Origin of the sequence: Paenibacillus sp. FSL L8-0644 (genome assembly GCF_038008165.1) — a bacterium.
Taxonomy (GTDB): Bacteria; Bacillota; Bacilli; order Paenibacillales; family Paenibacillaceae; genus Paenibacillus; species Paenibacillus polymyxa_D.
In genome coordinates this window covers 5481396-5504692 of sequence record NZ_JBBOYN010000001.1, presented here as the reverse complement: position 1 = coordinate 5504692, position 23297 = coordinate 5481396, and the positions used below count along the sequence as shown (strand labels likewise).

General features: G+C 45.3%; 21 protein-coding genes. 18 read left to right on the top strand and 3 right to left on the bottom strand.

The window, feature by feature from the left end; translation table 11 throughout:
• Positions 1 to 134 precede the first annotated feature (134 nt).
• The 5 genes from yycF to NSS94_RS24910 are packed head-to-tail and all read left to right on the top strand — an operon-like array spanning position 135 to position 5625.
• Positions 135 to 866 carry a response regulator YycF gene (gene yycF, locus NSS94_RS24930; protein WP_025723159.1) on the top strand — a complete coding sequence of 244 codons (732 nt, stop codon included), beginning with the start codon at positions 135 to 137 and terminating at the stop codon, positions 864 to 866.
• Positions 863 to 2692: a cell wall metabolism sensor histidine kinase WalK gene (gene walK / locus NSS94_RS24925; RefSeq protein WP_341040365.1), complete on the top strand. Its 1830-nt coding sequence runs from the start codon at positions 863 to 865 to the stop codon at positions 2690 to 2692. Before yycF ends, walK begins: the two co-directional genes overlap by 4 nt.
• Positions 2689 to 4029, top strand: coding sequence for a YycH family regulatory protein (locus NSS94_RS24920; protein ID WP_341040364.1), 1341 nt, complete (start codon positions 2689 to 2691; stop codon positions 4027 to 4029). The genes walK and NSS94_RS24920 overlap by 4 nt, the downstream gene beginning before the upstream one ends.
• 18 nt (positions 4030 to 4047) lie before the next feature.
• The gene (gene yycI, locus NSS94_RS24915) at positions 4048 to 4812 is read left to right on the top strand and encodes a two-component system regulatory protein YycI (RefSeq protein ID WP_029518929.1); all 765 of its coding nucleotides are present in this window, start codon (positions 4048 to 4050) and stop codon (positions 4810 to 4812) included.
• Positions 4813 to 4818: 6 nt separating this feature from the next.
• Positions 4819 to 5625, top strand: a complete 807-nt coding sequence (locus NSS94_RS24910) for an MBL fold metallo-hydrolase (protein ID WP_029518927.1) — start codon at positions 4819 to 4821, stop codon at positions 5623 to 5625.
• Here NSS94_RS24910 and NSS94_RS24905 read toward each other — a convergent pair.
• On the bottom strand, positions 5594 to 5800 hold the full coding sequence (locus tag NSS94_RS24905; protein WP_025723164.1) for a hypothetical protein: 207 nt from the start codon (positions 5798 to 5800) through the stop codon (positions 5594 to 5596). The two genes, NSS94_RS24910 and NSS94_RS24905, sit on opposite strands and share 32 nt — an antisense overlap.
• A 502-nt stretch (positions 5801 to 6302) precedes the next feature.
• Between NSS94_RS24905 and NSS94_RS24900 the strand changes: the two genes are divergently transcribed.
• Positions 6303 to 7538 carry a S1C family serine protease gene (locus NSS94_RS24900; RefSeq protein WP_029518925.1) on the top strand — a complete coding sequence of 412 codons (1236 nt, stop codon included), beginning with the start codon at positions 6303 to 6305 and terminating at the stop codon, positions 7536 to 7538.
• A gap of 85 nt (positions 7539 to 7623) precedes the next feature.
• Here NSS94_RS24900 and NSS94_RS24895 read toward each other — a convergent pair whose 3' ends face one another.
• Positions 7624 to 9345 (bottom strand): cellulase family glycosylhydrolase, encoded by a 1722-nt coding sequence (locus NSS94_RS24895; protein WP_341040363.1) that lies wholly within the window; start codon positions 9343 to 9345, stop codon positions 7624 to 7626.
• 214 nt (positions 9346 to 9559) lie between these two features.
• Between NSS94_RS24895 and NSS94_RS24890 the strand changes: the two genes are divergently transcribed.
• The 4 genes from NSS94_RS24890 to NSS94_RS24875 all read left to right on the top strand — a co-directional run bounded on the left by NSS94_RS24890 (position 9560) and on the right by NSS94_RS24875 (position 12179).
• Complete coding sequence (locus tag NSS94_RS24890) at positions 9560 to 10324, top strand: class I SAM-dependent methyltransferase (RefSeq protein ID WP_341040361.1); 765 nt, start codon at positions 9560 to 9562, stop codon at positions 10322 to 10324.
• 105 nt (positions 10325 to 10429) lie between these two features.
• On the top strand, positions 10430 to 10597 hold the full coding sequence (locus NSS94_RS24885) for a CxxH/CxxC protein (protein ID WP_013373879.1): 168 nt from the start codon (positions 10430 to 10432) through the stop codon (positions 10595 to 10597).
• Positions 10598 to 10721: 124 nt separating this feature from the next.
• On the top strand, positions 10722 to 11663 hold the full coding sequence (locus tag NSS94_RS24880) for an AraC family transcriptional regulator (RefSeq protein ID WP_341040360.1): 942 nt from the start codon (positions 10722 to 10724) through the stop codon (positions 11661 to 11663).
• Positions 11664 to 11690: 27 nt separating this feature from the next.
• Complete coding sequence (locus tag NSS94_RS24875; RefSeq protein WP_341040359.1) at positions 11691 to 12179, top strand: DinB family protein; 489 nt, start codon at positions 11691 to 11693, stop codon at positions 12177 to 12179.
• 82 nt (positions 12180 to 12261) lie between these two features.
• Here the strand turns inward: NSS94_RS24875 and NSS94_RS24870 are convergent, their stop codons facing one another.
• Complete coding sequence (locus NSS94_RS24870) at positions 12262 to 12606, bottom strand: helix-turn-helix domain-containing protein (protein ID WP_165145465.1); 345 nt, start codon at positions 12604 to 12606, stop codon at positions 12262 to 12264.
• Between the two features lie 192 nt (positions 12607 to 12798).
• Here NSS94_RS24870 and NSS94_RS24865 point away from each other — a divergent pair, with 192 nt between their 5' ends.
• From NSS94_RS24865 to NSS94_RS24830, 8 genes are all read left to right on the top strand, one after another.
• Positions 12799 to 13632, top strand: a complete 834-nt coding sequence (locus NSS94_RS24865; protein ID WP_341040358.1) for a DNA-binding protein — start codon at positions 12799 to 12801, stop codon at positions 13630 to 13632.
• A 178-nt stretch (positions 13633 to 13810) separates the two neighbouring features.
• Positions 13811 to 14290 (top strand): 23S rRNA (pseudouridine(1915)-N(3))-methyltransferase RlmH, encoded by a 480-nt coding sequence (gene rlmH, locus NSS94_RS24860; RefSeq protein WP_013312768.1) that lies wholly within the window; start codon positions 13811 to 13813, stop codon positions 14288 to 14290.
• Between the two features lie 440 nt (positions 14291 to 14730).
• A complete protein-coding gene (locus NSS94_RS24855) occupies positions 14731 to 16842 on the top strand; it encodes a type I restriction-modification system subunit M (RefSeq protein ID WP_341040357.1) in 2112 nt (703 codons plus the stop codon).
• 8 nt (positions 16843 to 16850) lie between these two features.
• Positions 16851 to 18101, top strand: a complete 1251-nt coding sequence (locus NSS94_RS24850; protein ID WP_341040355.1) for a restriction endonuclease subunit S — start codon at positions 16851 to 16853, stop codon at positions 18099 to 18101.
• Entirely contained in the window at positions 18098 to 21103 is a 3006-nt protein-coding gene (locus NSS94_RS24845) for a type I restriction endonuclease subunit R (protein WP_341040354.1), read from the top strand. Before NSS94_RS24850 ends, NSS94_RS24845 begins: the two co-directional genes overlap by 4 nt.
• A gap of 388 nt (positions 21104 to 21491) precedes the next feature.
• Entirely contained in the window at positions 21492 to 22118 is a 627-nt protein-coding gene (locus NSS94_RS24840; RefSeq protein WP_341040353.1) for a hypothetical protein, read from the top strand.
• A gap of 70 nt (positions 22119 to 22188) precedes the next feature.
• Entirely contained in the window at positions 22189 to 22560 is a 372-nt protein-coding gene (locus NSS94_RS24835; RefSeq protein WP_318627795.1) for a hypothetical protein, read from the top strand.
• 405 nt (positions 22561 to 22965) lie between these two features.
• Positions 22966 to 23142 carry a phosphotransferase family protein gene (locus tag NSS94_RS24830; protein WP_318627826.1) on the top strand — a complete coding sequence of 59 codons (177 nt, stop codon included), beginning with the start codon at positions 22966 to 22968 and terminating at the stop codon, positions 23140 to 23142.
• The last annotated feature ends 155 nt before the right edge of the window (positions 23143 to 23297 follow it).

The following is a 23297-nucleotide window of genomic DNA, read 5'->3' as shown; positions in this document are numbered from 1 at the left end:
TTCTGCGTAAAGAAAAGGGTCTGAAGAAGTAATGGAATGGCGCACGGGTATGATAGAATAGAATAAGCATCTTATAGGTACTGACAAACGAAAGTTATTATAGATTATGATCCGTGAAAAGAGGTGAACGCTGTATGCAAGGAACGATTCTGGTAGTGGATGATGAACAGCCCATCGCTGATATTTTGAAATTTAATTTAGAAAAAGAGGGCTACCAGGTGATTTGCGCCTTCGATGGAATCAGCGCGGTGGATATTGCAGTCAAGCAGCAGCCTGACCTGATCCTGCTGGACCTGATGTTGCCGGGCATGGACGGCATGGACGTATGCCGCGAGGTGCGCGGGCATCAGCTCCAGACGCCGATTATTATGCTGACCGCTAAGGACGGCGAAATCGACAAAGTGCTGGGGCTGGAGCTGGGCGCGGACGATTATGTAACAAAGCCGTTCAGCACGCGGGAATTGCTGGCACGAGTGAAGGCACAGATGCGCAGACAGCAACGCGGCGGGGCAGGCGCGTCGGAAAGCCGACCGCAGGAAGATAAGCAGGGGCTGCGTGTGGGCGACCTCTTTTTTGATACGGATATGTATACAGCTTACAAAAACGGAACACCGCTTGACCTGACGCACCGCGAATATGAGCTATTGCACTATATGGCGAAGAATGCTGGAAAGGTCATGACGCGAGAGCATTTACTCCAGGCGGTGTGGGGCTTCGAATACTACGGGGATGTGCGGACAGTGGATGTGACCATTCGGAGGTTGCGCGAGAAGATTGAGGAGAATCCGAGCAAGCCGGAGACCATCCTGACACGCCGTGGCCTTGGATATATCGTGAGCGGGGGCAAAGGTGGCCTGCGGGCATGAAATGGCTGTCTTTCTTTCGTACCATTCATGCAAAGCTGATTATTATTTATGTGCTACTTATTTTGGTGGCTATGCAGCTGATAGGGGTTTATTTTGTCAGCTCGATGAAGAACTCCCTCACGAGTAATTTTACGCAGGATTTGCAAGCACGGGCGGAGATGCTGTCCGTGCTGGCGGAGCAGGATCTGAGTGGCAGCGACGGCAAAATGGAAGAGGACAGCGTGGAAAGTCTACGTGCACGCGTGAATAATTTATTCGATTTCAGCGGCGCGGAAATTCAGGTGCTGGATGCCAGCGGGAAAGTATTAATTACTTCCCAAGGTTCACACGCCGATTATGTCGGACGCAAAAATACGCAGACAGTAGTCAGCCGCGCACTCCAAGGAATCCGAGATAACGAGGAATACATGGTGGACGAAGATAATGTCCGCAAGAAGGTCGTCGCCAAGCCCGTTATCAGCCAAGGCAAGATTGTCGGCGCGGTATACATCGCCGCTTCAATGACCGAGCTCTACGATACGATGAAACGCATTAACAATGTGTTTCTCTCAGGTATGCTCATTGCGCTCGCGTTGACGGCTGTGCTGGGCGTGGTATTGGCCCATACGATTACGCACCCGATCAAGGTAATGACACGCCATGCAACGGAGGTTGCCGAGGGCAAATTCGACCAGCAGATGCCTGTATTTGGTGAAGATGAGATCGGTAGGCTCAGCGTGGCCTTTAACTATATGACAGGCCGTCTGCGTGAGGCACTGTCCCAAAATGAAGAGGAGAAGGAGAAGCTCTCCTCCATCTTGACCAATATGAGCGACGGTGTGGTCGCTACTGATGACAATGGCCGGGTCATTCTGGTCAACCGTCGGGCCAGCGCCATGCTGGGCATGAACGAGAACGAAATGACCGGCAGGCATATCGCGGTACTGCTGGGGATCGACCCGGAGGAAACCGAGGCCCTGTATAGCGGTTCTTCGGCCTCCACGCTCTTGCAGCTGGAGCCAGCTGGTCAGGATGAACCCATCGTCATCCGTGTGACATTCACGCCGATTCATCGGCGGGAAATTGGCATTACGGGGACGATTGCCGTGCTCCAGGACGTGACGGAGCAGGAGGAGATGGAGACGACACGGCGGGAATTCGTAGCGAATGTATCCCATGAGCTGCGCACTCCGTTGACGACCATCCGCAGCTACGCTGAAGCGCTGGATGACGGCGCGATGGCTGAACCGCAGCTCGCAGAGCGTTTTGTGGGCGTGATCCGCAACGAGACAGAGCGTATGATCCGGTTGGTTACGGATTTGCTGCATCTGTCACGGCTTGATTCCAATGAGGCGCCATTGCGGATGCAACCAGCGGATGTGATGGAGATGCTGGACGAAGTCGCAGATCGGTTTTCTTTTCAAATGAAGCAAAAACACATTCGCTCAGGGATGTTCGTAGAGCAGGGAATCGGTAAAGTCGTGATCGACCGGGACCAAATTGAGCAGGTGCTGGACAACCTGATGTCCAATGCGCTGAAATATACGCCAGATGGCGGAAGTATTCGGATCGAAGCTCGCCGCAACAGTGAGGGAATGCTGTCCATTTCGGTACAAGACACCGGAATTGGTATTCCCAAAAAAGACTTGGACCGGATTTTTGAACGGTTTTATCGTGTAGACAAGGCGAGATCGCGCAATATGGGCGGCACGGGACTGGGATTGTCGATTGCCCGGGAAATTGTAAAGGCACATGGGGGCCAGATTTTTCTGGAGTCGGAATACGGTCAGGGAACCTGCACGACCTTTACGCTACCCATGTCGAGTGAAGGGAGGGAAGCACAGTGAAGGAACGTTTGAAGTCCTGGACGCTTATTTTGCTGGTTGCTTCCAGCCTGGTACAGACTTATTTTTTGATTTACCGCCTTCCAGGCAGTGATTCTGTACTCACTTCAGAAACGAACTATGTCAAAACCGAAAGCATGGGGCAGGAGGAAAAGATTGAGAACCTCGTGTTTCCTGATAAGATGCTAATTCACCAAGGTGAGAAGAAGCATACCGTTTTTTATCCGGGTGTTACTTTTTACGATTTAATTTATACACGGCTAGAAAGCCGAAGCTTTAACAACTTTCAACGTCGAAGTATTCAATCGGCGGACTGGGCACAGATTCGCAGCGAAAATGAAGGCATCGAATTATCCTTTTCAGGCGGAGTCCCGGTTTCATTACTGGAGCGGGTTATGCGTCTGACGCCGGATTCGGTGTTTCAGGGAGAGACGATTAACCGCATTTGGATCTATATAGACGAAAAGAATGCCAAGCCACATGCGCTCTTTTTCAGTGCCAGAGGCGATGTGGTGTATGAGGCGAACCAGTTCGATATGACGGTAGAGGACATCCGCCAGCATGTGAATTTCGGTAAAAATGCCCCGTTGTACGAGTTGGTGAATAATCAGTACTACATTCCCGTGGATGATCTGGAAACTACGCAGCCTGTAGTGTATGCTGGATTGTTTACGACAGAGCAAATGCAGCGGAATTTGTTTTTCGATCCGGGGATTACGCGTAATATTCAGGAGAAGGACGGCTCCCAAATTTATACGGATAGCAAACGTAGTCTGCAAATCAAGCAGGAGCAACGTTGGATGAGCTATACCGATCCGAGTGCGCCAGGAGCGGGTGGAAGCAGCCCGATTAGGGATGTGCTGGCCGCAGTTGATTTCGTGAATCAGCATGGCGGTTGGGATGCTTCGTATCAGCTGAAATTGAGAAGCAGTGATGAAAATCGTACATCTGTGATGTTTCAGCAGTATTATGGTGCTTATCCAGTGCTCGACACACCATCGTTCCGCTTTGGTACGATTTCGCTGCAAATCCAGCAGGAAACGGCTTCTGTCTATGAACGTTCGTTGCTGTATCTCAAGGGAGGAGAGCAATCCTCGAAGAAGGTTATGCTGCCGGGCGGCGAGCCTTTGAAGAAGCAACTGGAGACTGTAGGCAAAGGGAAGACGATTCGAGATCTGACTCCCGTATATCAACCGGAGCTGACCAATGATGGATTGAAGCTTGCTCCTGAATGGCGCGTTACGTTCGGTGACGGTTCTGTTGCAGAAATTCTTGCTGTTCCTGTAACGACAGCATCCAACACAACACAAACGAAGCCAGACCGGGAGACAAAGAGGTGACAGGAAGGGGGAACGGGAATGGATTGGAGCCGCGCCAAAAACGTATTGATCTGTACATTTTTGCTGCTCAATGTGGTATTGGGTTACCAATTGTGGCATGATGCGCAGGAAACGGCAGGGCCGAGTCTGGATTTTACTTCATTGGATGAAAATACGCAGCGTTTAATGGAAGAGAAAAGCATTCAGGTGCTGGCTCCGATTCCCGGCGATACCCCGCAGCTGCCTAAACTCTCTTACACATACGTTCATAGTGGAGAAAAGGATGATCGTGTGCAGCTGGTGAAGCCAGTGGATAGCAAACTGGTATTCACCCATGATGCGCTAGTGGAGGCATTGGAGCCACAAATCAAGGATATCGATAACTTTCAGTACGATCCGCTGGATGTTCAGGAGGAATTGGCATCCGGACAAGCAGATGCTTTTGTACTTCATCCGCTGGTTCAGGGCAAATGGCCGCTATTTAATGTGAAGCTGGCTCTGTTTTACAGCAATCAAAAGATTACAGGGTATCGCAAAATTAAGGTCGAGCTCCAGCCTTCGGATGAGGCAAAGAAAATGCTGCCTGCGTCCAAAGCACTGGCAAGGCTGATCGACGGCTATTTGCCGCGTGATACGATTGTGAAGGATATCCGGCTCGGTTATTACGGACAGACCTTTAACTCCGATAGCCAGGTGGCTGCCCCCGTGTGGCGGTTTATGCTGGATAACGGGAAAGGTGTGTATTATGTGCAGATGAACGGAGATGTCATTAGTCCAAAGACAGAACATACAGAAGGGTCTTGAACAGATATGGGGATTTCATTTACCGTGCTGTCGAGCGGTTCGACCGGCAACGCTACCGTAGTGCGGAACGAAGACACGACATTGCTCATCGACGCAGGTCTCAGCGCGAAGCGTATTGACGAATTGCTGAAAGAACGCGAGCTGAGTGGAGAAGAGTTGGATGGTATTTTGGTCACGCATGAGCATTCCGATCATGTTAAAGGACTAGGCGCCATGGCGCGTAAATATAATTTACCTATATATGCTAACGAGAAGACATGGTTTGCCATCAGCAATGCTGTTGGGCAAATTGCAGATGATAACCGTAGAATATTGGAGACAGGCGCAACGCGGGAATTTGAATCATTACGCGTGGAGTCTTTTGGTATATCCCATGATGCGGCCGAGCCTGTAGGATATAGCTTTTATGATGGGGCGGAGAAGCTGAGTGTAGCGACCGATCTTGGCTATGTCAGCGACAAAGTGAAACAGGCGATATCAGATGCGGATGTATTGGTGCTGGAGTCTAATCATGATGTGGAAATGCTGCGTATGGGTCGTTATCCGTGGAACATCAAGCGCCGTATTCTCAGCGATATCGGTCATTTATCTAATGAGATGGCGGGCGCGATTCTTAGCGAGCTGCTGACAGGACGGACGAAGCGAACGTATTTGGCACATTTGAGCCGCGACCACAATATGATGGAACTTGCGAAGCTGACTGTGCGTGGGGCGATGGAAGACCGCGGCTGTTTTTACAAGGATAGTGAGTTTCGATTATGTGATACGTACTATGATCGTCCTACACCTTGGGATAAGGTAAGTGAGCCATAAAGCTGTCCAGCTCGGCGGCTTTGCGTTCTACCTCTTCACGGGTCACTACGCCTTTGTCCACCAGTAGTTCAATCAATGTACTTAGCGCCAGTGTATTGCGGTAATGCTCGTCTTTCAAATCCGCCAGCTTGGCAGCCATGCGAACTTCATCCATAGCCGAACGATGTGAATTCATCATATATTCCTCCTAAAAAATATTTTAGAAATGGCGTGCAATGAGCTTGGTTCTGCCTGTGGTTTTGCTAAGTGCTGTGATACAATAAAGCTAACAACGGAAAGCTTTCTGAAGGAAGGCTCTCATCGAAAGTATAGGCAGCTTTAAGCGGACGGGAACAGGCCAGAACGTCTCTATGAGACGATCATTTTGTAATAGAATAGAAGACTTGTTACTATTGTAGTCCATTGGTTTGGAAATCATTCCTCTTTTTTCCTCTATTCGGAGTCAGATTCGGCGTGTATGCTAATTTATGAGATTCGGTTGCTTAGGAAGGCACCATTTGTGGTGATTAATAAGTAGGCCAGAACGATTGGTTGCTGGATTCCGATGATAAGGGATATTCAATCCATTTGAGATGTTCAACGGAGCAGGTTCTCTGTAGCATAGGTTGGCGCAAGCCCGAATAGCCCTAATTTTTTAGTGAGTGTCGGTGCATGACAACGAAGGGGAGAGGATTAGCATGGGCTTGTTTGAGGACGATTTTTATTCAACGAAGGTATCCACACGTGCGGCTAAAAAAATGGCATTTAAGGCACGCCGTGGAGGACGGGGACGTTGGCCACACAGGAAGCGTGGAGTAAGTCCGGTGCAAGCTGCTGTCATTAGCGGTGCAGTCAGTGCAGTGATTGCCGTGCTTCTGTTCAGTTTTATTACAGGTCTGCCCTCCACTACAGCGGTAAGCGGAGCCAGTCACTATCCCTTGCGGCAAGCAGCGGGTGACCCGTATGACCGGATTGTGCAGGCGGCAGCCAAGGTGCGCCCAGCCGTCGTTAGCATCGTGAATCTGAAAGATGAAGAGGGTAAAAGTACGGAACAATCCGCGCTTGGATCGGGTGTCATTTTCCGAGTGAGTTCGGGCAAAGCCTTCATTATGACGAATAACCATGTGGTCGAAGGATCAGATGATCTGGATATTGTAACGGTAGACGGTGTCAGAAAAGAGGCAAAGCTGATCGGGAAGGATCGCATTAGTGATATCGCGGTACTGGCAGTTGACGATAAAGGCATTAGCACAGTAGCGGATATCGGCGACTCCAGCAAACTTCGTCTGGGTGAAACGGTCATTGCTATTGGCAACCCGCTTGGCTTGGGAGATACGCTTACCTCCGGTATAGTAAGCTATACGAATCGCATCATTCCGATTTCCATTAATCAGGATGGGGTATATGACTGGGAGCAGCATGTCATCCAGACCGATGCGGCGATTAATGAGGGAAACAGCGGCGGCGCGCTGGTCGATCTGGACGGACGTGTGATTGGCATCAATACGATGAAAATCGCTGATACTGGTGTTGAGGGACTTGGTTTCGCTATTCCCGCCAATGAGGTAATGAAAACGGTGAATGAACTGGTTGAGGACGGCAAGATCACCCGCCCTTATCTGGGGGTATACACGGTCGATCTCAATAATGAATATGCACCGCTGGATGAAACTCAGCGCAAGGAGCTCAAGCTGCCGGACAGCGTGAAGAATGGAGCAGTCGTTCTGGAAGCCCACGGTCCTGCCAAAGAGGCTGGCTTGAAGCTGAACGATGTCATTACAGCGTTTGATAGCGAACCGATTAACTCTACGCTTGATTTGCGTCGCTACTTGTACGATAACAAGAAAATTGGCGATGAGCTGAAAGTTACTTTTTACCGGGCAGGCAAGGAAGAAACGATGACGTTAAAATTAACAGATAAGCCGGAAGGCTAAGGTATGATTATAGGCTTAACTATAAAAAGGCGTTCACCGGCTTAGTTCCGGGAACGCCTTTTTCGATCTTCTGCTGCGCCTTAGATTAAGATGTCGTTCCCGTTACACGGGTTCCGCTCTTAGTGATCTTGTATGTCACCACATCGCCGCTCCAGAAGTGGAACTTCAGCGTGACTTCACCATCTTTTACACTATTAAAAAATTCAGGCAATAGCTTGATCCCATTGGCATCATAGGCAGGGGAAAAGGTATTGCCAAATTCTTTATAAGGTGTCCAATCCTGTGGACCGGCATTACCACCATTCGTATACACGGCTTCCATCGTGGCAAGCTGGCTACCACGGAAGTCTGTTGGAATGGTAAAGGCTTGAGTAGTCCCTTCGACAGCACTTAATTTTGGGGTATCATACACGACGACTCTAAAATTCCAGTCTGCCCCCTTGTTAAACTTAGCGGTAATGGCGGCATTCTCCCCATATTTACCGGAAGTGGTCAGGCTGGTGAGCAAGCTGGCTTTGAAGGTTAATATGTCTCCGCTCAGCGTATAGTCGGTGCCCTGTGTTAGTTGCTTGCTGTTAGCACTGAGTGTGTTCAGCTGATTGCCGTTCAGGTTTAAGGTGACCTTGGTGTCCTGAGCAGAGGTGCCTTTCTTCAAGTGAATGAGGTCACAGTCTGCATTGGAGGAGCGTCCTTTTAGGCTGGACTTAATGACATTAAAGAGTTCAGGGTCAGACCATTTGTACGTTGTGCGATTAAAATGCTGGCCGTTATCCCAGAGTATGCCTGTTATTTTCTTCTCCTTCATATAATAGGTCAAAAACTCGAAGAATTTTAGCTTTTCGCCCTGTTCAATCACGCCTGTATGTTTATCGAAGCCGAGCAGGCCATATTCACCGACAATGACCGGAATCCCCTTGGCTACAAAGGTGTTATAGACGTTATCAAAGGTTTGGATGATATCGTTTTTAGTATCTTTATCAAAAGTAGTATGGCCCGCAATATTTACACTGAAGGGCCAATAACCATAATAGTGGACGGTGGCAATCAGATTGGGATCGTTCAGCTTGGTTATCGTGTTGTACAGCTCGTTGATTTTGGCCTGGGCAGGTGCGGTGTCCAAGCCAGGCAGAACAAGGGGACGAGTGGCATTTTTACCGCCAGAAGCACGGACAATTTTGTGGAAGGATATATTCAGTTCCTGGAGCATCTGGTTCATTTTCGCTTCATCCGTAGTCCCTCCTTCGGAGAAACGGGGTTCGTTAATACTTTCGAACATCAGCTTGTTAGGCTGGTCTTTAAAGCGCGGGGCAATTTGTGTCCATAATGCGTTATAGCGAGCTAGCACCTCATCATGTTTGGGCTCCATACTGCTTACCCACGTCCATGAATCATGATGGACATTGATCATGACGTACAGATTGGCATCTAGTGCCCAGCGAACAACCTCTTCCACACGGTTCATGTAGGCAGACTCAACGGTATAGTTCGGTGCTGCTCCAATGTGTTTATCCCAGGTGACCGGGATGCGTATGCTTTTGTACCCTTGGGCAGCAATTTGCTGAATCAACGCCTGGGTAATGCGCGGATTGCCCCAGGCTGTCTCATCCGCGCCGACAGCATCCAGAGAATTTCCTAAATTCCATCCAGGCTGCATGGCTTCTACATACGATTGCATGCTGCTCGCAGCCGCAGCTTGTGGTGCTTGTTCGTCAGATTCGGCAGCAGCGGCGACGGATGCGAACGTAGATAACAATAGAGTGATGGCAAGCGTCAACGACAGCAATGAAACGGGTCTTCGTTTTAACATAACAGGCCCCTTTACAAAGTTATTTTTGAAAGCGCTTTCTAATAAAACACTACCATACTATTTGAATATGGAATACCTGTATAATTCATGTAAAAATCATGTGTTTATTAGATATTTTAAATTTGTAAGCGTTATTATTGAAAAAATACAGAAATGAGTGTAGAATCTATGACCCTACAAAATCCTCAAATACAAAAGAAAGAAGGAGATGAATATGAATAAGTGGGACACGGAAGAGGCCATTCGACGCTGGGATATGCATGCAGAAAACTTTACGGCCAAGTACACTGAGGAAGGGGATCGATCTCGCGAAGTCCTGCTGAATCCGGCATTGCAAGCCTGTATGGGGCCCCTTGAGGGCAAAAAAGTGCTGGATGCCGGCTGTGGCGAAGGTTATCTAAGCCGGAAAATGGCCAAGGCGGGTGCTTTGGTAGAGGCTGTCGATTACTCGACAGAGATGCTGAGGCTAGCCAAAGAGCGAACGCCGTCAACGTTGGGAATTACATATCACCATGGCAATCTGGAAAAGCTGGAGATGTTCGGGGACCAGAGTTTTGATCTGATCGTGTCCAATATGGTCATACAGGACTTGGCTCAATATGAACAGGCGATTGCCGAAATGCAGCGGTTATTAGTTCCAGGAGGTAGCTTTATTTTTTCTATTCTGCATCCGTGCTTTCTGACGCCGCAGAGTGGATGGGTGAAGGATGAGACAGGAAAAAAGCTGTATTGGAAAGTGGATCAATATTTCAATGAAGGCCCATTGGAGCAAGCGATTCCTTATGATCAGGAGGAAAAGCTTTTGTATTTTCACCGTACGCTGAGCAGCTATGTACAGACCATTGTTGAGGCGGGTTTGTTGTTGGATGGGATGATCGAACCGAAGCCGTCTGCTGACATGCTGGAGAAATATCCCCATTTCCGTGAAGACCTGAACCTCAGTAATTTTCTCATTTTTAAGACCAAACGTCAGGGATAGTGGGCAAGCCCTTTCCTTTCCGCGTCAAGTGTGGTAGAACAAAAGAAGGCAGTTTTGACACACTTACAACAGGAAGAGCTTCAAACGGAAAGGGATGCAACTGGAATGTACGTGGTATGTAAAGAGCATGTGGAACTGGCAATTGATATGTTCGTCGATGAATACGAGGATGCACCGGATGTCGTCGATCTCAAGGAAACGAAATTTTCGGATTGGGACCCTCCAGTGAAGTGCAAGGAATGTGAGAAGAAAGCCGAGTTTTTGGTCGTCTAAAAAAACAAGCACGGGCGTTTCGGGCAGAAACGTCCTTTTTGTATACCAGGATTTATTGCAAAAACACCCCATACATAGAGCTATATTTATTCCCACCACGTGCTGAGACAGGAGTGAACGATGGATGGACCCTTTGCTGCATTCACTATTTCGTCCCCTTCAAGTCAATGGAAGTGATCTGTCCACGTATTATATCGAACAAAAGCCGTCTGCTGCGCTGAGAGCTTATGTAGCTTGCTATTGGGAGTCTGGTCCGACTGCTAGAGAAGTTTCTGAAGGGGATATGGCATTATCGGGTAGAGACGCAGCTTCATTAGGCTGGCTGGAGGAAGAAGAGGAAGTGGATCGGGTATTACCTGATGGTTGTACGGATATTCTATTAGAATACGATCCGGTGAATAAGCGTCAGGAACTCTCGTACTGTGGGACATTTACGCAACCATTTGTATCTGCCAGACAAGCAGGGTCCGAGACACGTATTTTTGCGGTGCGATTTTTTCCGGGCGGGGCACATTATTTTCACGGGATGCCGACTCACTTGTTTACAGGCGGTAATTATCGCTTGGAAGATCTCTGGCCCGAAAGCATCACCATCATAGGTGAGCGCATTATGGAAGCACAGAATTTCAATGAACGGGTGCGCATAATGGATGAGTATCTTAACCAGCTTCTGCTGCGCCAACGCACGAACGGTTGTGACCTGATGAAAAATCTGCTGCATCGCATCTTTGTGAGCGGTGGGAGTGTGGGGGTTAAGGAGCTCGCGGAGCGCGAGGCGATCAGTGAAAGGCAGCTTAACCGTAAGTTTGGACAATGGATCGGAATCAGCCCCAAAAAGTTCAGTGAAGTCGTCCGCTTCCAGAGCGTTCTGCACAGCATCCAAAGCGGCGGGGGTCTGGATTGGACGGAGCTGGCATTGAAGCACAGCTTTTTCGACCAGGCGCATTTAATTCGCGATTTTCGCAGGTTTTATGGAGATTCTCCGCTTACCGCGGCTAAGGATTTACGGAAGTTGTCCGATTTTTACAATACACGCCCAGAGGCTTCGGCTATACTCAAAATATGAACAAGAATGCAAAGGAGAGATGAAAATATGAGTGGAACGCTGCAAGTTCGAGATCATTTGCTGAATGAGCTGGAAACCGGAGTACGGACGGGGGAAGCCTTGATCCGTAAAATACGCCCAGAGGATTGGAACTTTCGTCCACAGGAAAATTTCCGCTCGCTGCTGGAGTTAGTACATCACTTTGTACTTATCCCAGCTTCGGATCTTGCGATCATGCAGGAGAAGTCTGAGGGTGAAGTGGGAAGCATTGAAAGCAGCCTGTCCGGGGTGGAAGATCCCGAGCGCTTGGCTGTGACTTTCAGGCAGAATTTTGAGGCTTATAAGGCTTACATTCTTTCACTCAGCGAAGACGATTATCTGAACCGTTCGACGAAAGCTTTCTATATGGAGCATGGACATTTGCAGGTTCAATGGCAGATTGAGATCTTGACCCACGTATTCCATCATCGTTCGCAGATTTATAATTATCTGAAGCAACTGGGACATGAAGTGAGCTTTTTTATGTTGTATGCTTGAGTATCTTTTATAAAACGTTTGGAGGGCACCTGTGCGGTGCTCTTTTTTTGTATTATTTAAGGCCTTTATAGGATGGCATGACTTACTTGAACGCACGTGAAACTTCTTTACTAACTCGTCTGAGAATGCCGATTTGCTCCTCATTCAATCTGCTGGTCAACGCGACAAACTCATCTATTGCCTCTTGCCGAATCGTTTCGTCTTTAGTCATATGTTCTTTGGAAAACATTAATTCACTGATAGACACGTTTAAGGCAGTTAACACTTTCTCCAAGGTATCAATCGAAAAGTTCCTTTCGCCACGCTCTACCGATCCGATATATGCATCATCTAATCCTGAAAGTTCCGCAAGTTGTTGCTGTGTTAATCCCTTAGCTTTCCGAATCGTTCTAATTCTTTCCCCAACCGAATTCCGTAATTTTGTCATATTAGCCACCTCTCCTAAAGGTTAGGAGAGTATCGATGTAATTAGCAGAGACATAAAGGCGGTAAAATTTATTGAAAAAACTGCGATTAAGTACTATAGTTAATTTATTGTACTACTTATTTGGAGTTTCACAAAGGAATATATTAAGAGCGAGTGCTTTTTATCCTAGTCATTTTAAAGGAGGAACCCTCTTTGCGAACTTCTATCCTGAAATCACTCAAACCGGACATCATTGTTGAAATGTTAGAGATGGCTGTGGCTTTTGAAAACTGGAAAAAGGTGATGGAGACGGCGGATATTTTGTACCAATGTGTACAGCGTATCTATGAAGAACGGCAGTATCATAAAGCAATGAAATTACCCATCCCGCATGTCCATTTAGAACGTCCGTTGGTATATTATTTCGGGCTCAGTCACCTGATGTGTGGAATGGCTCACCAGAACCAGGGTACATATGAGCAGGCAAGGGAGTGTATCTATAAGTATGCTGAGCTGGGGTGGATGGAGGATCTAAAGGAAGAAGACATTCAGGTTGTCGAGGAGTTCAGGTTTTTAGCCAAAACTAATTTATATGCAGTAGATATTTTGTCTGGAAATATAGAGCTGATCGAGGAATACGTAGCCTTTTTGCAGGATAATCTAGAGGAAATATTACCGGGACTGAATACCATTTTACAGGCAGCGCTTATGTATCATTTGGATGTAGGGGATATTTTACATACGTTTGCAGAGCAGATTGATGAATTCGGGAGTTATGAAGACGCAGAGAACGTATCTTACTATTATAGCTACTGCTATCATTTGGCTTTGTACTATCGAAAGTGTGGCAGATTACAGGATGCAGTGATACTTACTGTGCGAGCGATGCAACTAGCTGATCAGTCGGGTAATGATCGTAATTTCAAGAAATGCACAGCATTGTTTGAAACATTACGGGAGTCAGCGACAGCAGAACAAATCAGCCAATATCGACAGATGCTAATGCAGTGTCTTGATGATACGAAACGGATAGGCATTTCATTGTGAAGAGCGTAAATGAATGATCCGGTATAACCTGAACAGGGGATGGGCTTGTAATGGAGAGGAAATAGATAGGTAAGAGACGTTTCAGATGCTAAAATAACTATATTAAAGGCATCTTTTCATGTTAGGGAACGTAAATACGATTTTACATTATTATTCGACATAGATAGGGGTATGGAATTTGTTTATTCAGCTTATAGGTGTTGGCAAGTTAAAAGAGAAGTATTTGGTCATGGGAATTCAGGAATACGCTAAACGGCTGGGCCCGTACATTAAGTTTCAAATGATCGAAGTAGCCGATGAAAAGGCTCCTGACACACTGAGCGAAGCGGAAGTCCGACAGGTCAAGGAGCGGGAAGGAGAGCGTATCCTTGCTCATGTGAAAAGCGAAGCACACGTCATTGTACTCGCCATCGACGGCAAACTGTGGAGCTCGGAAGAACTCGCAGAGGAACTGGACAAGCTTGGAACCTACGGTACAAGCCATGTTGTCTTCGTCATTGGCGGTAGCCACGGTCTTTCTGACGAAGTACTCCGTCGTGCCCAGCAGAAGCTGAGCTTCGGAAGAATGACTTTGCCACATCAGCTGATGCGATTGGTGCTGGTGGAGCAGATTTATCGGGCGGTGAAGATTAATCGCGGTGAACCGTATCATAAGTAGGGCGAAAATTGCAAAGTGACAGAAATAGAAATTTGATTTGTCAATAATTCTCTTGAGTGCATTACAAGTGAATGTAACGATTTCTTAGAATATTCTATGATATAGTTGATTGGGGAGTTTAAAGTTTAATTTGGTGTATTTTAATGTCGTGTCTGGACTGAGGTTGGTGCGTTCAATCAGAGATTCCGATAGCTGCCTTTTTATTTTTAAGTCAGAATTTTCTGTAAGTAGATCCAAGCATTATATGACAAAATATATAAAACTTTGATTGTAAGATGTATTTTGTGATTCAAATTATTCAAGTTTCATACTATATGTATGTAGCTAAAAGGAACTATCCCTTACTACTATGCAGGAAAACAATATAATTCAAGACTTCCATCGCTGACTATTGGTGTAAATAGGAAAGTGATGAAGAAAATCATAGGAGGAGTCACCCAATGGCGACTAAACTTGTAATCGATGCGATGTGGGATGATGCACCCATAGATGTATCCGCAGAAGTGAATTTTATATGGTCTATCGCAAACAAACTGCGCGGACCCTATCAAAGTGATAAATATAAAGATGTCATCATCCCGATGACGATTATTCGCCGTTTTGAGTGCGCTCTTGAACCGACCAAAAATGCGGTTGTTGCCCAGCATAAAGCAAACCCGAACTATCCGGCTAAGGCTATGTACCGTGTATCCGGCTTTCAGTTTTACAACACGAGCGAATATGACCTTGCAGAACTCATTAACGATTCCGAGAATCTTGCCGCTAACTTCAAAAGCTACATTCAAGGTTTCTCGGCAAACGTGCAGGAGATTATCCTCTCCAACGACAAAGGCTTAGATTTTAAGACTCAAATAGATAAGATGGATAAGAGTAACCGGCTCTTGTCCGTCATAAAAGCGTTCTCTGAACTCGACTTGAATCCACAGACCATAGACAATGTGAAGATGGGGTATATATTCGAGGAACTAATAAAAAAGTTCTCAGAAAATGCCGAGGCAGGCGACCACTACACAGGTAGGGACATTGTTAAGACGATGGTAAACATTCTGCTTGCGGAAGGCTGCGAAGACATCTTCGATGACGGTAAAATCATCACTATATTAGACCAAGCCTGTGGAACGGGTGGCATGCTCACGACTGGACTAAACTTCATTAAGCGTTATAATCCGACCGCCGATGTGCGGCTGTTCGGGCAAGAAGTAAACCCTGAATCATATGCAATGTGCCTAGCGGAAATGCTTATCAAAGGGCAAAACGCCGAAAATATTCGCTACCGTAACACGATGGAGGAAGATTGCTTCCGAGACACTAAAATGCGGTTTGTACTTGAAAATCCTCCGTTCGGAACGCCGTGGGGCGGCAAAGATGCGCCGGAGGGCATGGAAGATGCTGTTAGGAAAGAAAGCTTAAAAGGCTTTGACGGACGTTGGGGAGCGGGATTGCCCAGCTCCGCTGATGCACAAATGCTGTTCGTACAGTCTGCTGTAAATAAGCTGGATGATAAACTTGGACGATGTGCTATTATCCAAAACGGCAGTCCGCTGTTTTCCGGCGGCACGTCATCGGGTGAGAGTCAAATCCGCCGTTGGCTTATTGAGGAAGACTTAATAGAGGCGATTATCGCTCTGCCGACCGACCTTTTCTACAACACAGGCATTGCCACCTACGTGTGGGTGCTTTCAAAAAATAAACGCAAAGAGCGCCAAGGCAAGATTCAGCTTATAAACGCCACGGGCATTTACCATAAACTTCGCAAATCCCTCGGCGATAAGAAGAATGAAATCAGTCCCGAAGACCGCTCTGTCATCACAAAGCTTTACGCGGATTTTGAGGAAAACGAACTTTGCAAAATATTCAAGAATGAAGAGTTTCTCTATCGTGAATATACGGTAATGCAGCCGTTGCAGCGCAGCTACGCCATAACCGCAGAGCGGATAACCGCTATGCTTTCCAAGGGTGCACTCTCATCTCTCTATGACGAGGCGAAAGTCGCCGAACTGGAAAGCGCTGAGGAACTGGGCGGTAAAGACCAAAAGAAACTTGAAGGTTACCAAGAGAAAAAGCCTTTGTATGACAGCATTGTCGCTGCGCTTGAAGCGGCTATATCTGACAAAGTGTATCTCTCGCCGAAGGCGTTTGAGCCTGTATTGGCAGACATGTTGTTGCTTCACACCGCCGACAAGAAGCTACTGAACAAAATAGCCGACGGGCTTTCCGTGATGGACAAAACCGCAGAGAGTCAGCGCGACAAAAAAGGCGAGATTATATACGACAAGGAAACCAAGGATACCGAAATCGTCAAGTACGAAGAGGATATCGAAACCTATATGGCGCGAGAGGTCTATCCGCATATTCCGGATGCAAAGGCGTTCTTTGAGGAAGACCTATCCAAGAAGAAGCCCGTAATCAAGACCGGCGCGCAGATACCGTTTACCCGCTACTTCTATGAATACCAACAACCGACGCCAAGCGAGGAGCTGGAAGCCAGATTCTTGGAATTGGAGTCTGCCGTTTCTGCGCGAATTAAGAAGCTGTTTAGCGGGGTGAAATGATGAGAGAGATGAAAGACAGCGGGATTGAATGGTTGGGTTCGATCCCCAAAGATTGGCACTTAGAGAGATTGCAATGGCATTTGAATGAAGTGAATATTTCCAATAACCCCATAAAGACTGAACAGATTCTTTCTCTTACAAATAAACTCGGTGTAATACCTTATGAAGAGAAAGGCAATCAGGGCAATAAGTCAAAGGAAAACTATTCAGAGTATAAATTGGCTTACCCCAACACAATAGTTGCAAATAGCATGAATGTAATTATTGGTTCGGTTGGAATTTCTAACTATTTTGGCTGTGTTAGCCCTGTTTATTACGTTTTTAAACCTCTAGCAAAAGAAAGCATTGAGTTTATTAACTATGTTTTTCAAACCGTGGGGTTTCAGAAAGAATTAAGAAAATATGCAAATGGAATTCTTGAAATTCGCCTACGTGTTTCGGCAGATGGGATACTTAAAAGACCTATACCATATCCGTCGTTAGAAGAACAAGAACGCATCTCGAATTATCTTGCGGAAAAATGTTCGGAAATTGATTCAGTAACCTTTGAAATTCAATCTCAAATTGATTTGCTTGAACAGTATAAGCAATCATTAATTACCGAATCCATATCTAAGGGAATCGATGGACACCCTATGACAGTTTCGCATGAGGTTCCTTGGATTTCTGGTATACCTCGTGGTTGGCGAATGAGCAAAATAAAATACGAAATTATACCACTAAATAGAAATGTCGAAAATGATGACGAAGTCATTACGTGCTTTAGAGATGGACAAGTCACACTAAGAAAAAACAGACGAGAAGACGGTTTTACGGTATCGTATACTGAAAATGGATATCAAGGTGTTAATGAGGGGGACTTGGTCATTCATGGAATGGATACTTTTGCCGGGGCTATTGGATGCTCTGACAGTCGAGGAAAATGTTCCCCTGTTGTCCATGTCTGTAAAACAAGTGGAAACAATAGATATTTTATGTACTGTTTGCGAAGCATGGCAAAAAATGATGTACTTTGGTTCTATGCTAACGGGGTTCGGGTAAGGTCAAGTGATTTTCGCAATTTCAGCAGTCTGGGGAGATTTACTATTTTAGTACCACCCCAAAAGGAACAGGATGCTATTGTGGAGTTTTTAGATAATAAATGTGAAGACATAGATGCTGTTGTTGCATTCAAAAAATCTCAAATAAGCATTCTTGACGAGTGCAAGAAGTCCCTCATATACGAATATGTTACAGGCAAAAAGGAGGTCACAGTATGAATATGATACTGAGCGAAAAAGAATACCAAGCATTTATAATGGAGCGGTTGCATAAAGACAACGGCTATCTTGAGCCGCGCAAAGCCACTAATTTTGACCGCCTCTTTGGCCTTGATCGTGAACTGCTTTTTCAGTTTCTTAACGATACGCAAAAGGAGATGATGGATGCTATTGCCAATATTTACAAAGATAACTTAGAAGAAACCATCATCAACTTCATAAACACCGAAACCACAAAGAGCGGCGGCAGCTTACTTAATGTCTTAAAGAACGGCATTGAAATCTCAAATATGCCGTTGAAACTGATGTACAACAAACCCGCCACTGACTTTAATAAAGAGTTACTGGCTAACTATGAGAAAAATATCTTCTCTGTTATGGAAGAAGTCTGGGCAAGCGACTCCGAGCGCATCGACCTTGTTATCTTCCTAAATGGTCTCGCTATTATGAGTTTTGAACTCAAATGCAATATGGCAGGGCAATCCTATGGAGATGCAATCTATCAGTATCGTGCCGAACGTAACCCCAAGACGAGACTGTTCCGCTTTAAGGCGGGGGTTCTCGTCAATTTTGCTATGGACTTGGAAGAAGTCTATATGACCACAAAGCTGTCCGGCAGCGATACGTTCTTTTTGCCGTTTAATACTGGTAACGGTACAGGCGTGAATGCCGGCAAGGGTAACCCGCCACGCAGAGACGAAAACAGCGACTATAGCGTGTCGTATATGTGGAATGATATTCTAAAAAAGGATACCATCATCAACCTTATCACGAAGTTTATCTTTATCGAGACGAAAGAAAAGGAAGATGAACTCACTGGTAAGAAGAAGAAGAGCGAGAATGTTATCTTCCCTCGCTACCATCAGCTTGATGTTATCCGCAAGATTCTCGGTGATGTTTACGAAAACTTAACCTCTCAGAATTATCTGATTCAGCATAGTGCAGGTTCCGGCAAAACCAATTCTATCGCTTGGCTTGCTCATAGGCTGACCTCACTCCACGATGCAGATAACAGAATCATCTTTGATAACATCATTATTGTCACCGACCGTGTTATTGTTGACCGTCAATTACAAGCGGCGGTTATGGGGCTTGAGCATAAAAGCGGACTTATTAAGGTTATGGACGATAAGTGCAACTCCGCCGACCTTGCTAAAGCCCTTGCAAGCAATACTAAAATTATAGCTACGACAATTCAAAAGTTCCCTTACATAGTGGATTCTGTTAAGGGACTGAAAGATAAGCATTTCGCCGTGATTATTGACGAAGCGCATTCCTCAACAGCCGGCAAAGATATGGCGGCGGTTACAAAATCGCTCGGTGCGGGTGAGCAAGAATACGATGACATTCAGGACGAGATTGTTGACGAAATCGCTCGCAACGGCAAACAGGAAAATGTGTCTATATTTGCCTTTACCGCTACTCCTAAGCCGACTACTCTACAACTGTTCGGTAAGCTGAACTACAAAGGACAGCGTGAGGCATTCCATATTTATTCGATGAAACAGGCAATCGAAGAAGGCTTTATTCTCGATGTACTTCAAAACTATACGACGTACAACACGTTCTACCAGATTAACAAAGAAGTCGAGGATGACCCTCGTTGCAAAACAAACGATGCTAAAAGGCAAATCGCCCGCTTTGTCGAGCTACACGAAACGAACATCGGGCAACGCATTGAGGTTATAGTCGAGCATTTTCGCACAAGCGTAATGTCAGAACTCGGCGGTATGGCAAAGTCTATGGTGGTAACCGCCTCCCGTGAAGCAGCTGTAAAATATCGCAAGGCTCTGGAAGATTACATCACCAAGAAAGGCTATACCGACATTCACGCTCTAGTGGCTTTTTCCGGCAAGGTTAAAGTTAAAATCAAAGATGAAAACGGCAATAAAGAAGAAAAAGAGTATTCCGAAGCGGGTATGAATGGGTTTTCGGAAGATAAACTTGCAAAGCAGTTTGATAAAGATGATTACAATGTACTGCTTGTGGCGAATAAGTACCAGACGGGTTTTGACCAACCCAAACTCTGCGCTATGTATGTTCTGAAAACACTGAAAGGTGTGACTGCGGTTCAAACACTCTCAAGGCTTAACCGTATCTGCCCGCCGTTTGAAAAGAAATCTTTTATACTGGACTTTTCCAACAGCTACGAGGATATAAAGGCGGCGTTTGCTCCGTACTTTACGACCACGTTGCTTTCCAATTCTGTAACTCCTACGGCCATCTATGATTTGGAAGCACAGATTGATGCTTATTATGTACTTGACCCCTCCGACATTGATGCTGCCAATGATCTGCTTTACAAAAGCATCATTGATGCCAGGGATAAGAAAAAGCTGACTTTCTATTTCTCGAAAGCAAAGAAACAAATTGAAAACTACGATCTTATGGAGCAAACTCAGATAGTTTCACTTATGCGGAATTTCAATCGGTTTTATGAATTCTTAATTCAAGTGTCCTCTTTCGAAGATGTGGACTTACATAAGAAGTATAACTTCATCACTTACTTGCTGTCGTATATCAATATTAAACACCCCGGCGGCGGTTTTGACCTTGACGGTAAGATTAAAGCGACTAACTTCGTACAGAAAAAAGCGGAGGAACACCAGACCCCTAACCTCGTGGCGCAGCCTATAGTAAAACTGCCTGTGGCAGATAAGTTCGGCTTGACCGAAGCCAAGGAGGAGCGGCTTTCGCAGATTATCGCCGAAATTAACTCACGCACAGGCAAAAACTACGATAACGATGTAGCCGTGAAAGCAATGTTACAGATTAGGGATATTTTGCTGAAATCCTCTAAACTGAAAACAACCGCAAAAAACAACACGATTAAAGACTTCGAGTTTTCTTATTTAGACAGCATTGACGATGCGCTTATTGAGGGGCTTGAGCAAAACAAGGACTTCTTCTCGTTGTTGCTGGATAACGATGAAATCAAGAAACAAATGCTTGGTATATTCACTGATGAAATATATATGAGTCTGCGTGAAGTAGGGGAGTAAATCTTTATAGACGCAGTATTACTTGCAATAGGCATAGTTATAGTCGTTCTGTTAGTGGGCGTGATTATTCGCCAAATCATCGGACGAAGAAGCAGGTCACTTAGCTACTGTGACCTGCTTTTTTTGAAATTACCAGAAAAATTCGCCGATAGACCCGATACGGTGAACCGTATCATAAGTAGGGCGAAATTTTTATAGCGTATGCTTATAGAAATATAAAGTTCCTGAATAACGTTAGGTTTAGAGGAAATATGATTTGTAGCTTCAGAGGCAAAATTGGCCGTCACAGTGATTTGCTGAAGCTAACTCTACAATCTGTTATTGTCTTAATGGATTTGTATCTAAATGTAGCATTCATGTTGAATAAGTTTATAAAGGGGCATGCGCTATGTCTTTAAATAATCAAGAGCTTCACAAGGAATTGATTAAGTACCTCACAACTGCGCCGATTCGCGAAAATGATCCTAGGTTTATGAGCGCATTAGATGATGTAGTCTATGAGTTTTTAACAAAAGAAGAGGCAGACTTAATAGAAATCTTGTATTTTAAATCTAGGAATGCCGCATGGCGAAGTAAAATTCTGAGAGGTCTCATCCAATGCAAGGAATTAGAGTTGAAAGATTTTTCTCAGAAAGCTTATAAAAAAGAACGATACTTAGATATGAAACTACTCACGATCCATGGACTGGCCCAATATGCTACCGAACAAGAGATCGACAAGGTCATCAATCATTTCTTAAAGCTCTTAATAAAAAGAGCAGAGACAACTCCTTATAACTACTATGAATATGAGTTTCTAAGGTCTGCTTTCGGGTTTCCTCTTCTAATTAAAAAATACGGGTATTCCTGTTTTGAAAAGGTATATCAACAAGTCCAGAAACAATATCAGGATATGCCAGAAGCATTTAAGGGGCATTTGATCTTTGATGAAGATGGAAAGCAAGTTTCGTTGAGAACTCCGATGAAAATAAAGCAAATGATAGATCGTTTTTATGAATCACGAAATCTTCGATAAGCTGAGTCCAAGAAGTTGAAAAGCAGCGACGACTATAACAATGATGAGGTTTGTTGAAAGGAGAATAGAGATGACCGTAAAGTTTACTTTGAATTATACGGATGGAGATTTCATCGAAACCATAGAAGTTCCAATTTATAAAGCGTATCGTGAGGGTACTTCTTTTCAGCTGTATCATTTAAATCGCAACCCTGCTCGTATTGAACACAAGGAATTGTTGGTTATCGATGAATCGGGGATTGCCCCAGAGTGTATGTTTAAAAGTGTTACAGAATTTTGTGAAAAAATTATCCCCTATTTATTGAACAGGAAAAATGAGTCATTGTTTTTATTCGGGGAGTATTATGATGCAGAGAAGGATAAGATGATGGACATTGATGATATTGAGATCCCCTGTTTAATAGGCGGGGCAGCCACCTTACAAGAAGAAGAGAAAAAGTAGTCGGATTTGATTCGGTTTCAGAGAAACAAACCGGAAGAATCGCTCCAAAACAGGAGGTTACATATGAGTTCTATTCTAAAAGTTATAGAAAAGCTAAAGTTGAACGTCTTGAATATTGAAGATGTCCCAGAGTCATTAACAAGGATAAACTATTCCGTGAATTTCAGATACTCGAAACATTGAAGGGTATAATACCTGTTCCTAGGGTATTGGACATTTGGTACGGGGATGAAAGTACTACTGGAGCATTGCTTCTTTCAGCAATTCAAGGTATGCCTTGTACAGGAGACATTGATGAGAAACTCTCTTTTCAAATTGGCGTGTATCATGCTATGCTCCACGAGGTTAAAACCGCTGGATATGGTTACCATGTAACTGATGGTTTTAAGTTAGTATGAAAGATGTATTCTTCACTTTGATGGAGTTTTCTCTGCTTTACCGGATCCTGACGGACCATGCATTGTTCACATGGATTTTAGACCAGGTAATATATTGGTGAATGGTAACGAGGTTGCTGGCATTATTGATTTCGAGAGTGCCCGTGGAGGATCGTCGGAAATAGATTTTACAACCAATCTGTAGGGTATGAATAAGATAAAATGAGACGAGTCCTGCGGATGCGGGGCTTTTTGGTGTGAGTGAAGAAGAAGATTGGTCAGCGACTTATCACATATTAGGGAATAAGTGGGCGTGTTATACTTGACATTAACTTTGCTTAACATAGTACCGGAAGAGGT